The organism is Sediminibacillus terrae (assembly GCF_009602435.1).
GTDB lineage: Bacteria > Bacillota > Bacilli > Bacillales > Amphibacillaceae > Sediminibacillus > Sediminibacillus terrae.
In genome coordinates, this window is the sequence record NZ_VZDQ01000021.1 from 53,873 (window position 1) to 66,449 (window position 12,577).

Genomic DNA, 12,577 nt, shown 5'->3' on the forward strand with positions numbered 1-12,577 from the left:
GGTAGAATGATGGAAGCATCGATAAGATATGGAGGAAGAGGCATGGGTAGAGAATTTGCAGTCATCGGACTAGGACGTTTTGGAGGCAGTATTTGTCGCGAACTTAGTAAAGAAGGGATGCATGTATTAGCGATTGATTTGGCTGAGGATAAAGTCAATGAATTCAAAAATATTGCATCCCATGCCGTTATTGCTGATACGACAGATGAAAAGGTGTTAAAAGAACTGGGAATCAGGAATTTTGATCATGTTATTGTTGCAATCGGTGACAATATTCAATCCAGTATTTTGACGACCCTGATGCTGAAAGAGTTGGGCATCAATAAAATAACGGTAAAAGCACAAAATGATTATCATGAAAAAGTACTAAACAAGATTGGTGCCGACCATGTTGTCCACCCGGAGAGGGATATGGGGAAAAGAATTGCCCATAGTATGATATCCAACAATATCCTCGATCACTTGGAGCTTTCAGATGAATATAGTATTGCTGAAGTGAAAGCAGGCAGGAAGATGAGCGGGAAAACGTTGATCGATTTAGATATCCGTGCAAATTATGGCTGCAACGTAGTGGCGATCAAACAGGCGAAGAATATTAATGTTTCCCCAATGCCAGATGAAGTGATTGACCATGATGATGTATTGATTGTCATTGGAGCTGACAAAGATATAAGCAGATTCGAAAAACATTTGGTTGTAGATGAGGACTAGCCGGAAACACAACAGGACAGGACAATAGAATTCCAAGTAAAAAAGACGATGATTCGAAGTCAAGGCTATCGAATTCGTCCTTTTTTATTTAGATGCGGTTGTTTTTGTTCCTGTTTCATTCCGCACTTTTGGAAGGGTCCGTTCCATCCCTTTACTCGTTTGTTTTCTCTCCATACAAATTGGTTCTCAGTCAAATGTGGTGTGTTTATTCACTCCAGCATCTCTTTATCGAAAGGCTCACTCCAAGAAATGGCTATTCTCCTCAGGCCGCAGTGGAAATAAACTCGCATTCCGCGGACGAATGCCCGAACCGCCTCGCGAAGCCCGCCCAATCCCCGATAATTCTATGATAAGATGACGTTGCATTCATATCCCACTCTATTTCCTTTGGTGTCAGCTACTTAGGGTAACAAGGAGAGAGGAAATACGTGTATTTTTTGTCTCTGTACGGATCCGCATCACGACTGGAGTCAACACCACATCAGTATAGAGCCTGCAAAACACAAAACGGAGACGGATTGGCAGTCGTTATAACTGCAATCAGTCTCCGTTTTTTATTATACTTCCATAATGATTGGCAAGACCATAGGCTTCCGCTTCGTTTTCTCGTAAAGGAAAGGCGCGATTGTATCGGTAATCTCATTCTTGATCTCCGACCATTGTGTCGTCCGTCTCTCCATCACTTTGTTCAAATGTGCCGAAACGAGCTTCTGAGCCTCTTTTATAAGATCTTCAGATTCCCTCATGTACACGAAACCACGGGAAATGATGTCAGGACCTGAGGCAATTTTGAATTCTTTCATATTGATACTTACGACTACCATGACCAAGCCTTCTTCTGAAAGAATACGGCGGTCACGAAGGACAATGTTTCCGATATCCCCGATACCGCTGCCGTCCACATAGACAGATCCGGAAGGGATTTTGCCGGCTACTGCAGCATTATCTTTGCCCAGCGCTAGCACATCACCGTTATCCATCACAAAGCAATTACCTGGATCAATATCACATGCGTTGGCCAGCTTTGTATGTTCTTTCAGCATTCGGTATTCACCGTGTATCGCCATAAAATACTTAGGCCTGATAAGGCGAAGCATCAGCATTTGTTCCTGTTGGCTGCCGTGACCCGAAGTGTGAATGTCATTTAATGGTCCGTGGATGACATCCGCACCGGCCCGATATAGCATGTTGATGGTTCTGCTGACGCTTACGGTATTTCCAGGGATTGGAGAGGAAGAAAATACAACCGTATCGCCAGGGATGATTTGTATTTGCCGGTGCGTACCATTGGCAACTCGGGAAAGGGCGGCCATGGGTTCGCCTTGGGATCCTGTGCAAAGAATCGTCACTTCATTTGCCGGAAGTCTGTTAAGCTGATGAGCATCGATAAAGGTATCCTTTGGAGCTTTGATATATCCCAGCTCCTGACCAATATTGATGGATGCTTCCATGCTCCTGCCGAAAACTGCCACTTTGCGGTTGTGCCGCACAGCGGATTCGACTACCTGCTGGAGTCGGTGGATATTAGAAGCAAAGGTTGCGAAAATCAATCTGCCGTTAGTCCTTGCAAAAATGTCGCTGATACTTTCCCCTACTACGCGCTCGGACTTGGTAAAACCAGGTACCTCGCTGTTTGTACTGTCTGATAATAAACAAAGAACACCTTCTTTGCCGATTTCGGCCATTTTCGCCAGGTTGGCTGGTTCTCCTACCGGTGTGAAGTCAAATTTGAAATCCCCGGTATGAACGATGTTTCCTGGTGGTGTTTTGATGACGATTCCATAGGAATCAGGGATGCTATGAGTGGTTCTGAAAAAGGTAACTGATGTTTTCCGAAATTTGATGACATCGTCTTCTTGGAATGTATTTAATTTTGCATTCCGCAAAAGGCCATGCTCGTCCAGTTTGTTTTTGATTAATCCAATCGCAAGTTTTCCAGCATAAATTGGGACATTGATTTGCTTCAGCAGATAAGGAATCCCGCCGATATGATCCTCGTGTCCGTGGGTAATGAATACCCCTTTGATTTTATCTTGGTTTTGCACCAGGTAGGTATAGTCGGGAATGACATAATCGATGCCCAGCAATTCATCTTCGGGGAACTTTATACCCGAATCCACGATGATAATTTCATCCTGGAATTGAATTCCATACATGTTTTTGCCGATTTCCCCAAGCCCTCCGAGTGCAAATACGGCTGTCTGATCATTTTTTACAAATTTCATTGACTAAACAGACTCCACTTTAAAATCAGGGGATTGTTTTTCATATTCCAAATGCGTTTCATCAAGTTGCTGGATAAACTCGATATTGATTTTGCGACTGGCCAGTTCTTTTCTAACTTGTCGTTCTGATTCAGCTTCAAAGTATAAGCTTTTCGTGCGCTCCCGCACGGGTATTTCTTCCGGTAACTCCTGGTAAAGTACTTTATATACCATAAAAAAAATCTCTCCTTAACTTGTATTACCAGTTATATCCTTTTTCATAGCATGTTTATTTTCAGTAAAATACAGTAATCAAACGCAGCAGGGTTTTCACTTAACGGCAGTCATTTTCAAATGTACTAGGTACGCCTTTGCGACCGCGACCTAACAGACCTTTCCATTGTTTTTTCAACTTTTCCCTCAAACGTTTTAACATTATTACTTACAGCTCCTTTCCTTATACACAAAGAAAAGCAACAGAAAAACGTTTACCGATCCAATCCCTATTAATTTATAGTATAGTATGAAATGGCAAATATTGAAATAGAAACGCGCCTCTAAATTTATTTTTTTCTGTTTCAGCCGTATTTTCTTGAGTTTTTTGCTGCCTCGTGTGATGATATTTTTTACTGAAAGAGTCAACTTATACTAGCTTGAAGTAGAAATACCTGCTGTATTTTGTTGAAGTCAACGATAAGTGAAGCACCGACGCAATCGGAAACTGTGCAAAAATGGATATAGGGGGAAGGAAAATGGTGGATAAAATTGTGTTTCTCGATATAGATGGAACCATCGTAGACCATGAAAAAAAGATACCAGCCGAAACCAAGCAAGCGGTAAAGCGTTTGAAGGAAAACGGCGTTCATGTTGCAATTGCGACAGGGAGAGCTCCTTTCATGATTGAAGATATCCGTAGAGAATTGAATATAGATTCCTACGTTTGCTTTAACGGTCAATATGTCGTTCTCGAGGGAAAGACTGTATATGAGCATCCTCTGACGGTAGAGCAGTTGTCCGCTCTCACTAAAAAGGCAGAGCAATCCGGTCATCCGATGGTGTTTTTGAACCATGAAGAGATGCGGGCATCCGTTAAGGAGGACCCATTCATTACAGATAGTTTATCCAGTTTGAAGGTTGCTTACCCGGAAGTGGATCCTGACTACTTCTATAAAAAGCAAATTTACCAGGCGTTGTTGTTTTGTGAAGACCAAGAAGAGAAGGTTTATCAGGACCAAGATGATTCTTTTACACTCATCCGATGGCATGATTACTCCTGTGATGTGTTGCCAGGAGGAGGATCAAAGGCCGTCGGGGTGGAAAAGCTTATCGAGGCTAGCGGACTTAGCAGTGCAGATGCCTATGCATTTGGCGACGGTCTTAATGATATCGAAATGATCAAGCATGTAGGCACTGGCGTTGCCATGGGAAATGCTGTACCAGAACTGAAAGCGGTGGCTGACCATATCATCGGGAACGTGGATGAAGCGGGTCTCGCTAAGGGAATGGTCCAAATCGGTTTGTTGTAACGGATACTAGTGCTGTTTATCCTGGTAGAAGGCTGGTCGGAATCGAACTCAAAAGAGGGCAGGGTCACATCCGGTGTACTGGAAAGGAACTTCTGTTACCAGGATGGAAGTTATTCAATGCCGGTTGGGTGTTTCGGTTTCCGCGGAGTCGGATACCGCTAATTTGCTGAAGAAAAGATCTGTGTCTGGCAATAACAATGGGCCAGGCATTCACTTGACAAGCGTAAAAAGAAGCCTGCTTTAGGCTCATTGTACTGAAAATCAAAAAACCGAACGAATTCGATTACTTGGCAATATCGAATATCGTTCGGTTTTGCTTTGACCACATGTTTTTCAAACGCTTATTCTATTGGTTTGGAATTTTCCGGTGCTTCGAACGGATTCACGGGGTTAATGTAATCGTAAAACATGACGCCATTCAAATGGTCGATTTCGTGTTGGAAAACGATGGCGGCATAACCCTTCAGCCGCAGTTTAACCGGGTTTCCCTCCAAGTCAGTTGCCTTTACAGTAATCCTGGCATATCGGGGGACATAACCCGGGACTTCTCGGTCGACAGACAAACACCCTTCCCCTGTGGAAAGGTAAGCTTTTTCAACAGAATGACTGATGATCCGGGGATTGAATAGGCCGTGGCTGTATTGTTTACCATCGAAATCCTCAAAATGGACGGCGATCATTCGTTTTGAAATCCCTATTTGGGGAGCGGCAAGCCCTACACCAGGACGTAAATTATATTGTTCGGCGGTTTCTTCGTCCTGGCTATTTTTTAGGAACTGCAACATTTCCTCAAGTGTCTCTTTTTCCTCTTCTGTTGACGGCAGAGAAACTTCTTCGGCAGTTTCGGTTAAAATCGGGTTGCCTTCCCGTACAATATCATCCATTGTTATCATATCTTTCACTCCTAGCTGCAAACTATGCTGGTTTTTAGTTTAACACAATCGGAAGATAGCGGGAATCGAAATACTTTTTTATACAACAAGAATGTTTAGAGTTTGTCTTCATAAACTAAAACTAGGAAAATCACGGAAGAGAAAATCGCTTTATAAACCATTGGATTTATTATATGATTAAACACGTAATCGAAACTACATAAAAGTCATTCATCTAGAAGATAGGAGGGGAATCATTGCAAAGGATCCGTATTATCATCCTTTTAGGGATACTTTCGGTGGTGCTTGCTGCCTGCAATAATCAATCCACGGAAGAAAAAATGTACGAGCATCTGGAGGAGGCTGTTTCACTGGAAGAAGGCTTTGCGGAACAACAGCAACCCTTGGTTGAACTCGAACAGCAGGAAAAAGAGCTATATAATGAAATCATTTCCCTGGGCATGGAAGAGTTCGATAAAGTGAAAGATTTGTCTGAGGAGGCTTTAGGGCTGATAGACAAACGGGAAGAGCGACTGGATACTGAAAAAGAGAGTATAGAATCGGCAAAATCGGAATTCGATGAAATTGAATCATTGGTCGAAGAATTGGAAGATGAAAAAGTTCAATCCACTGCCAAAGAAATGATCAGTGTCATGGATGAAAGGGAGCAGGCATATCAAGGATTGAACGAGGCCTATCACGCAGCCTTGGAGCAGGATCGGAAGTTGTATAAAATGTTACAGCAGGAAGACTTGGAAGAGGATCAACTAAGAGAGCAAATCGATGTCATCAATGAACAGTATGACAAAGTGATTTCTGCCAATGAAACCTTCAATGACAAGACGGAAGCCTATAATCAATTGAAGCAAGATTTTTATGAACAGGCTGAGTTGAATGTCGAATATGAGAATCAATCGGAAAGTGAATCAAATAAACAAAAATCGGAAGGCAATGATTCACAAGACGAACAGGATGAACAGGATAAAGAAAGTACAAAGGATGAATAAGGCCTGGACTTAAAGCTTGTCCACTGAAGTCAAACCGAGCGAATTCTTAATCAAATTCGTTCGGTTTTTGTTTGTCTGTTCTCTGTACAACGTGTTGTTCGAATGCTTGGTTCGCATTGCTACGGCAAGATACTGCGGCATTGGCACGGCTTCCACTTCCTCGGAAAGCACCAACCGCTTTCTAGCGGGATTTTCAGCTCGTGCTGTTCCCGCCGGAGTCTTCATATTTTGTCTGCTAAGTTTTCAGGAACTGATTTCCACATGATCAAGACAAGGTGATCCGTATTCGTCTATTGGCTGATAGGTACCTACACAAGACGAAGATGAAAAATCAGCATGGGGGTTCCTTTATTCCTTGGAACTTGAACAACAGCATAAAAAGGATAAAGAAAAAGTGCTGGTTACCAAGAGGCTTTGCATTTTACACATAACGGAATTAGACTGCACGGAAATTACACCACAACAAAAACGGGTGCAGCGTCAAACAAAAATGCTCCCCTTATCCGGTTCCGCATGATAGGGAAATCCTAAAAGCCATTGATACAGTAATCTAAAAAACTTGAAACAGCTGTGAATAATAATGGAAGGCTGGAGTCTGGGCCATTATTCCGCCAGGAACAGAGTCTTAGAAAAAAATACAATCTACAAAGGTAAAGTGTTTGACCATCCCATATGAATGAGCTAAAATTAAACCAGAGTGAAAATTGTACCAGTCAATTTAAAGATAAACTATGTAACAGTTTGTTGGTTGCTTTATCAAACGATTAAGTGATTGAAATAAAGGGTATTGTATTTTTATCATAATTGGTACAGATTTTTTTAACTTTGGGGAAGGCTAGAATCATAAAGCAATATTGCCTTTGTGCGTGCTTTCCGATCAAGTTGCCGAAAAGTTGTTTCGGCCCACTCTGTATTACTTACCCCGTTTAATCGGGGACAAATCTAAAGGATAAGAGAAAGGAAGAGGTGAGTCGATTTGAAACGTACTCTTGAAAACATCGAAAACCAATTTGAAACGTTTCGAATTCTGAATGAAGACGGCGAAATCATCAATGAAGATGCCATGCCCGAGCTTTCGGATGATGAATTGAAAGAACTTATGCACAGAATGGTGTATACCCGTATTTTGGATCAACGCTCGATTGCGTTGAATAGACAAGGACGTTTAGGATTCTATGCTCCGACTGCAGGACAGGAAGCTTCTCAATTGGGAACTCATTATGCATTGGAGAAAGAAGACTTTATTCTTCCAGCTTACCGTGATGTGCCTCAGTTGATTTGGCACGGCCTGCCGTTGTATCAAGCATTCTTGTTCTCCCGTGGACATTTCCATGGCAACCAGATGCCTGAAGGTGTGAATGCACTTAGCCCGCAAATCATCATCGGTGCTCAATATACTCAAGCTGCCGGGGTAGCACTTGGTATGAAACGCCGCGGTAAAAAATCTGTTGCAATCACTTACACTGGTGACGGCGGTACTTCTCAAGGCGACTTCTATGAAGGAATCAACTTTGCGGGTGCATATCAAGCTCCGGCAATTTTTGTGGTGCAAAACAACCAGTTTGCAATCTCTGTCCCTGTGGAACAACAAACAGCTGCTACAACGCTGGCACAAAAAGCTGTGGCTGCAGGAATCGAAGGCATCCAGGTAGACGGCATGGACGTATTGGCTGTGTATGCAGCGACGAAAGAAGCGCGTGAACGTGCCATTAACGGAGAAGGCCCTACTTTGATTGAAACATTGACTTACCGTTATGGACCTCATACGATGGCTGGTGACGACCCGACTCGTTACCGTACTGAAAACATGGATAACGAGTGGGAAAAACGCGATCCGCTTGTACGATTCCGCAGCTTCCTTGAAAAGAAAGGCCTATGGTCTGAAGAGGAAGAAAACAAAGTGATCGAGCAAGCAAAAGAGGAAATCAAAGCGGCAATCAAAAAAGCTGACGAGCAGCCAAAACAAAAGGTGACAGACCTTATCAAAAATATGTACGAAGAACTTCCATCACACTTGGAAGAACAGTTGGAAGAATACACAGAAAAGGAGTCGAAGTAAATCATGGCTCAAATGACAATGATCCAAGCAATTACAGATGCCTTGCGCACTGAATTGAAAAATGATGAAAATGTGCTGGTTTACGGGGAAGACGTCGGTAAAAACGGCGGTGTTTTCCGTGCTACTGAAGGGCTGCAAGATGAATTCGGAGAAGATCGCGTATTTGACACACCGCTTGCTGAATCAGGCATCGGCGGTATTTCCATCGGTCTTGCTTTGCAAGGATTCCGTCCAGTACCTGAAATTCAATTCTTTGGCTTCGTTTATGAAGCAATGGATGCCATCAACGGACAAATGGCTCGCATGCGTTACCGTTCCGGTGGTACGAAGGCACAGCCTATAACAATCCGTTCACCATTCGGCGGTGGTGTTCATACACCAGAATTGCACGCCGATTCACTGGAAGGATTGATTGCGCAACAACCGGGCATGAAAGTTGTCATTCCTTCTTCTCCTTACGATGCAAAAGGATTGTTGATTTCATCCATCCGCGATAACGATCCGGTTGTGTTCCTTGAACACATGAAGCTTTATCGTTCTTTCCGGGAGGAAGTTCCGGAAGAAGAATATACAATCGATCTTGGAAAAGCCGAAGTGAAACGCGAAGGTGCGGATGTGACACTCGTTGCTTATGGTGCGATGGTCCATTCTTCATTGAAAGCAGCCGAAGAACTTGAAAAGAACGGCGTAAGTGCGGAAGTTATCGATTTAAGAACCGTAATGCCGATCGATATGGATACAATCTTGGAATCTGTGAAGAAAACAAATCGGGTAGTAGTGGTCCAGGAAGCACAGCGCCAGGCTGGTGTTGCTGCGCATATCATTGCCGAGATTCAAGAGCGGGCGATTCTTCACCTGGAAGCTCCTGTACTGCGGGTAACTGCTCCTGATACGGTATATGCGTTCTCTCAAGCAGAAGAAGTTTGGCTTCCAAACTATAACGATATAATTGAAAGAGTCAACCAAGTAGTTAATTTCTAAAGAGAACCTGAGATAGGAGGCAATATAAATGGCTTTTGAATTCAAGCTTCCGGATATCGGTGAAGGTATCCATGAAGGCGAAATAGTAAAATGGTTCGTAAAAGAAGGCGACCAGGTCAATGAAGATGACGTGCTTTGCGAAGTGCAAAACGACAAGGCCGTTGTTGAAATTCCGTCTCCAGTAGAGGGAACTGTCAAAGATGTGAAAGTAGAAGAAGGAACGGTTGCCGTTGTAGGCGACGTCATCATTACGCTTGACGCAGAAGGTTATGAATCAGAAGACGGTGGAGAAGAAGAAGCTCCTGCAGAGGAAGAAGCTCCTGCGTCCGAAGACAAGACTGCTGCAGATCAAGAACAGCCTGCCGCAAGTGCGGATGACAGTGATGAAGATTCTGATAAACGTGTCATTGCAATGCCTTCTGTACGTAAATATGCTCGTGACAACAACGTGAAAATCTCTAAGGTACAGGGTACAGGTAAGAATGGCCGAGTTACCAAAGAAGATGTAGACAGTTACTTGAACGGAGGACAGCAGCCTGCCGCTGAACAAACAGAACAACAACAGCCGGCTGACGACCAATCTGCTGCTCCTGCTGCTGCTCAAACTGTTCCGGAGGGTGAATTCCCTGAAACCCGCGAGAAAATGAGCGGCATCCGTAAATCTATCGCTAAAGCAATGGTTAATTCGAAAACAAAAGCTCCACACGTTACACTTCATGATGATGTGGATGTTACTGAGCTGGTAGCTCATAGAAAGAAATTCAAAGCTGTTGCTGCTGAACAGGAAATCAAGCTTACGTATCTTCCTTATGTCGTAAAAGCATTGGTTTCTGCTCTGCGAAAGTATCCGATCTTAAATGCATCCATTGATGAGAATACGGATGAAATTGTTCAAAAACATTACTACAATATCGGTATTGCTGCTGATACGGATAAAGGATTGCTCGTACCAGTTGTCAAAAATGCCGATGCTAAATCCATCTTTGCGATTTCTCAAGAAATCAATGAATTGGCAGTCAAAGCAAGAGATGGTAAACTTAGTCCGAATGAAATGAAAGGTGCTTCAAGCACTATTTCCAATATCGGTTCTGCAGGCGGACAATGGTTCACACCTGTGCTTAACTACCCAGAAGCAGCCATCTTAGGAATTGGACGTATCGCTGAGAAACCTGTCGTACGTGACGGTGAAATTGTAGTGGCTCCAGTACTGAGTCTGTCTCTAAGCTTTGATCACCGTATCGTAGACGGCGCTACAGCCCAAATGGCACTAAATCAAATCAAGCGTCTGTTGAACGATCCACAATTAATTATGATGGAGGCGTAAATTATGGTAGTAGGAGATTTCCCGATCGAATTAGACACACTAGTAGTCGGCGCCGGACCAGGCGGTTATGTAGCCGCCATCCGGGCTGCCCAAACCGGCCAGAAGGTCACTATTGTCGATAAAGGCAATTTGGGCGGTGTTTGCTTAAATGTCGGCTGTATTCCTTCCAAAGCTTTGATTCAAGCAGGGCATCGTGTCGAACAGGCACATGGCGAAGATGAGCTTGGAATTAAAACGGAAAACGTCAGTGTGGACTTTTCAAAAGTTCAAGAATGGAAAGGTTCCGTTGTCAATAAACTGACTAGCGGAGTGGAAGGACTTCTTAAAGCAAACAAAGTGGACATTGTAAAAGGGGAAGTTTACTTTGTCGATAAAAATACAGTAAAAGTAATGGACGAGAAAAATTCTCAAACTTATACGTTTAATAACTGTATAATCGCTACAGGTTCCAGCCCGATCGAACTTCCGACTTTCAAATTCTCCGACCGTGTGCTTGATTCTACCGGAGCACTCAACCTAAATGAAATTCCGGAAAAATTGGTAGTGATCGGCGGAGGTTATGTCGGTACAGAGTTGGGTACTGCTTATGCCAACTTCGGTACGCAAGTGACGATCCTGGAAGGTACGAAAGATATCCTGGGCGGCTTTGAAAAGCAGATGACGTCTCTGGTGAAGCGCCGTCTGAAATCCAAAGGTGTTGAAATTGTCACCAATGCAATGGCCAAAGGGGTAGAAGAAACCGACAAAGGTGTTAAAGTGACCTACGAAGTAAAAGATAATCAAGAGGTTATCGAAGCCGATTACGTACTTGTCACAGTCGGCCGTCGTCCGAACACTGCTGAAATCGGCCTCGAACAAGTCGGCATCGATTTGGACGACAGAGGATTGATTAAGATTGACAAGCAGTGTCGCACAAACGTAGATAACATCTTTGCGATTGGTGATATTGTTGCTGGTCCTCCACTAGCGCATAAGGCGTCTTATGAAGGTAAAGTGGCAGCCGAAGTAATCGGTGGAGAAAAATCAGAAATCGACTATAACGGTATCCCTGCTGTTGTATTTTCTGAGCCTGAACTGGCCACAGTTGGATACGATGAGCAAAGCGCCAAGGATGATGGATATGAAGTAAAAGCATCTAAATTCCCATTTGCTGCAAATGGCCGTGCTTTGTCTCTTAATGAAAGTGATGGATTTGTAAAACTTATCACTAGAAAAGAGGACGGTTTGGTTATTGGAGCTCAAGTTGCCGGACCAAATGCCAGTGACATGATTGCCGAACTTGGCTTGGCTATTGAAGCGGGAATGACAGCGGAAGACCTTGCGCTTACCATTCATGCGCATCCAACGCTTGGTGAAATCACCATGGAAGCAGCAGAAGTTGCTCTTGGTACACCGGTTCATATTGCTAAATAAATTTAAATGTAAAAACCTCCAGAAGTTCTAATCTACTTCTGGAGGTTTTTTAGTTTGGCTCAATACCGAATGTGGTGGTGTGATTTTACTTCCACCCTCTCTTTATTGAAAGGCTCATTCTAAAAAAACTATTTTACTCAGACCGCAGAGGAAATAAACTCGCTTTCCGCGGACGAACGCCCGAGCCTCCTCACAAAGCCCGCTGTGGGGTCTCGGCCGCCCGTTTTTCCGCAGGATCCTCGCTTATTTCCTCTGCTACGCTATTTCGCTCTATAGAGCCTTTTAAACCGATTGCTGCCATAAAATTTCTTTTAGAAATCAAAGAAAATCACTTCTTTTTCGTGTACCCTCTGTTGATTCCACGATGAGCGTTCGGTGGTGACGCCTGCGGGAACAGCGCGAGCCGAAGATCCACTTGGTCAAGTGTTTTTCTTGACCAAGTTAGCTGAGGCCGTGCCCGCGGCAAGCATCCATCCAAAA

At 43.6% G+C, this 12,577-nt stretch carries 12 protein-coding genes; 7 read left to right on the plus strand and 5 right to left on the minus strand.

The features are described 5' to 3' along the window. Positions 1-42: 42 nt before the first annotated feature. Entirely contained in the window at positions 43-711 is a 669-nt protein-coding gene (locus tag F6X55_RS06320) for a potassium channel family protein (RefSeq protein ID WP_026570510.1), read from the plus strand. Positions 712-1,268: 557 nt separating this feature from the next. On the opposite strand, the gene rnjA is transcribed toward F6X55_RS06320, so the two are convergent. Both rnjA and F6X55_RS06330 read right to left on the minus strand, forming a co-directional pair. Further along, on the minus strand, positions 1,269-2,936 hold the full coding sequence (gene rnjA / locus F6X55_RS06325) for a ribonuclease J1 (protein WP_026570509.1): 1,668 nt from the start codon (positions 2,934-2,936) through the stop codon (positions 1,269-1,271). A gap of 3 nt (positions 2,937-2,939) precedes the next feature. After that, positions 2,940-3,149 (minus strand): DNA-dependent RNA polymerase subunit epsilon, encoded by a 210-nt coding sequence (locus tag F6X55_RS06330; RefSeq protein WP_026570508.1) that lies wholly within the window; start codon positions 3,147-3,149, stop codon positions 2,940-2,942. Positions 3,150-3,667: 518 nt separating this feature from the next. On the opposite strand from F6X55_RS06330, the gene F6X55_RS06335 reads away from it, so the two are divergent. After that, positions 3,668-4,441 (plus strand): Cof-type HAD-IIB family hydrolase, encoded by a 774-nt coding sequence (locus tag F6X55_RS06335; RefSeq protein ID WP_153462471.1) that lies wholly within the window; start codon positions 3,668-3,670, stop codon positions 4,439-4,441. Positions 4,442-4,782: 341 nt separating this feature from the next. On the opposite strand, the gene def is transcribed toward F6X55_RS06335, so the two are convergent. After that, positions 4,783-5,334 carry a peptide deformylase gene (def, locus tag F6X55_RS06340; protein WP_153462473.1) on the minus strand — a complete coding sequence of 184 codons (552 nt, stop codon included), beginning with the start codon at positions 5,332-5,334 and terminating at the stop codon, positions 4,783-4,785. A 236-nt stretch (positions 5,335-5,570) separates the two neighbouring features. Between def and F6X55_RS06345 the strand changes: the two genes are divergently transcribed. After that, a complete protein-coding gene (locus F6X55_RS06345; protein ID WP_153462475.1) occupies positions 5,571-6,320 on the plus strand; it encodes a YkyA family protein in 750 nt (249 codons plus the stop codon). A gap of 9 nt (positions 6,321-6,329) precedes the next feature. On the opposite strand, the gene F6X55_RS06350 is transcribed toward F6X55_RS06345, so the two are convergent. Beyond that, positions 6,330-6,545, minus strand: coding sequence for a hypothetical protein (locus F6X55_RS06350; protein ID WP_026771414.1), 216 nt, complete (start codon positions 6,543-6,545; stop codon positions 6,330-6,332). A 751-nt stretch (positions 6,546-7,296) separates the two neighbouring features. Between F6X55_RS06350 and pdhA the strand changes: the two genes are divergently transcribed. From pdhA to lpdA, 4 genes are read left to right on the plus strand one after another with little or no spacing between them, the layout of a single operon-like run. Next, positions 7,297-8,379, plus strand: a complete 1,083-nt coding sequence (gene pdhA, locus F6X55_RS06355; RefSeq protein ID WP_026570505.1) for a pyruvate dehydrogenase (acetyl-transferring) E1 component subunit alpha — start codon at positions 7,297-7,299, stop codon at positions 8,377-8,379. A gap of 3 nt (positions 8,380-8,382) precedes the next feature. Beyond that, complete coding sequence (locus F6X55_RS06360) at positions 8,383-9,360, plus strand: alpha-ketoacid dehydrogenase subunit beta (protein ID WP_026570504.1); 978 nt, start codon at positions 8,383-8,385, stop codon at positions 9,358-9,360. A gap of 28 nt (positions 9,361-9,388) precedes the next feature. Continuing rightward, positions 9,389-10,684, plus strand: coding sequence for a dihydrolipoamide acetyltransferase family protein (locus tag F6X55_RS06365; RefSeq protein WP_153462477.1), 1,296 nt, complete (start codon positions 9,389-9,391; stop codon positions 10,682-10,684). Between the two features lie 3 nt (positions 10,685-10,687). Continuing rightward, positions 10,688-12,097 carry a dihydrolipoyl dehydrogenase gene (gene lpdA, locus F6X55_RS06370; protein ID WP_153462479.1) on the plus strand — a complete coding sequence of 470 codons (1,410 nt, stop codon included), beginning with the start codon at positions 10,688-10,690 and terminating at the stop codon, positions 12,095-12,097. 190 nt (positions 12,098-12,287) lie between these two features. Here lpdA and F6X55_RS20305 read toward each other — a convergent pair whose 3' ends face one another. Further along, the gene (locus tag F6X55_RS20305) at positions 12,288-12,419 is read right to left on the minus strand and encodes a hypothetical protein (protein ID WP_272914935.1); all 132 of its coding nucleotides are present in this window, start codon (positions 12,417-12,419) and stop codon (positions 12,288-12,290) included. Between the last annotated feature and the right edge of the window lie 158 nt (positions 12,420-12,577).